The organism is Musicola keenii, from assembly GCF_014855505.1.
GTDB lineage: Bacteria > Pseudomonadota > Gammaproteobacteria > Enterobacterales > Enterobacteriaceae > Musicola > Musicola paradisiaca.
This window is the reverse complement of the sequence record NZ_JAAWVW010000057.1, coordinates 1-887: the sequence shown is the minus strand read 5'-3', so window position 1 is coordinate 887 and position 887 is coordinate 1. Positions and strand designations below refer to the sequence as shown.

At 55.1% G+C, this 887-nt stretch carries 1 protein-coding gene and 1 rRNA gene; both read left to right on the top strand.

Annotated features, from left to right (window positions below; all coding sequences use genetic code 11):
• Nucleotides 1-2 precede the first annotated feature (2 nt).
• Nucleotides 3-118 (top strand): 5S ribosomal RNA (gene rrf, locus HEP82_RS19805).
• Nucleotides 119-566: 448 nt separating this feature from the next.
• Nucleotides 567-887, top strand: a 321-nt coding sequence (locus tag HEP82_RS20270) for a transposase (RefSeq protein WP_225622575.1), incomplete at its 3' end; no start/stop codon positions are given.

Sequence of the window (887 nt, the reverse complement as noted above, 5' to 3'; positions counted from 1 at the left end):
TGCCTGGCGGCGATAGCGCGGTGGTCCCACCTGACCCCATGCCGAACTCAGAAGTGAAACGCCGTAGCGCCGATGGTAGTGTGGGGTCTCCCCATGTGAGAGTAGGGAACTGCCAGGCTTAAAACAGAGAAGGCCCCGTACATGCGTACGGGGCTTTTTTTTGGTTCATCGCAAGTTAGCGTGAACCAATAGAAAACGGCAGTCAGAACATTTAGGTTTGTCTTCGCCAAAAAACACCCTGAACCTTCAAAACTGCCGCCATCATGAATTCTAACCTGACTTCTCTTTTCTGGAAAGGATTCAGTGTCTCCTCCTGCACTGAAATTGCGCACGATACCCTCCTCATCCGTCTTCAGCCTCTGGCTTCGCAACCACCCTGCTGCCGCGGGTGCAAACGCCGTATCCAGTGTATTCACGATACCTCCCTGCGACGTGTCAGAGAGCGTGAACTGCTCAACTGGAAGGTCTGGCTGGATGTGCCTGTTCGTCGTCTGTGTTGCTCATCCTGCGGTATTATGACCGAAAACATCGACTGGCTGTCCGGGTGCCAATGATACACCGCCACCCTGTCGGCATGGGTTGAATCACTCGTCCGGTTACTTCCGATTAAGCACGTAGCCCGTCTGACAGGACTGCACTGGCATACCATTAAAAACATTGATTACCGCAGGCTGCAGCGGGAGGTTCGTGAGCCACAACGGCATACCCTGCGCCGCCTGATGATGGATGAGTTTGCCCTGTTTAAGGGGCATCGTTACGCCACAGTCGTGGCAGATGCCGATACACAGCAGGTGCTGTGGGTGGGCGAAGGTCGTAGCAGAGCCGCCTTACGTCCCTTCTTCACCTGGCTGGGGCCAGAGGGATGCGCCAGTATCGAATCCGTTGTC